This window comes from Myxococcus llanfairpwllgwyngyllgogerychwyrndrobwllllantysiliogogogochensis, from assembly GCF_006636215.1.
GTDB classification, from domain to species: domain Bacteria; phylum Myxococcota; class Myxococcia; order Myxococcales; family Myxococcaceae; genus Myxococcus; species Myxococcus llanfairpwllgwyngyllgogerychwyrndrobwllllantysiliogogogochensis.
Map to the genome: position 1 here is coordinate 1 of NZ_VIFM01001052.1, position 380 is coordinate 380.

The 380-nt window shown below is 62.6% G+C and carries 1 protein-coding gene; it reads left to right on the forward strand.

All coding sequences use genetic code 11. The features are described 5' to 3' along the window. The coding region (locus FJV41_RS56815) for a 2-deoxy-5-keto-D-gluconate 6-phosphate aldolase domain-containing protein (RefSeq protein WP_141649722.1) at positions 1–380 on the forward strand (380 nt) is incomplete at both ends.

A 380-nucleotide genomic window follows, 5' to 3' on the forward strand; every position in this document is an offset into this window, starting at 1 on the left:
GAACTGCCCAGCTCGCGACCGCTGCGTCTGGAGCATGGCAACATCGGCTCACAGCTGATCGACTGGCCGCTGGAGCATGTCGTCAAATGCCTGGTCTTCTATCACCCGGACGACCCGGCGGCGCTGCGTGCAGAGCAGGACGCCCTGCTGCTCGAGGTCTGGCAGGCCTGTAACAAGTCAGGCCATGAACTGCTGCTGGAGGTGATCCTGCCGGAAAATGGCCCGGACAAAGACGAGCGCCATTACCACACTATGCTGGAACACTTCTATCAGCTGGGGATCAAGCCGGACTGGTGGAAGCTGCCGCCGCTCTCCAGCGCCAGCTGGCAGCAGATCACCGCCCTTATCGAGCGCGAAGATCCGTGGAGCCGCGGGATCCT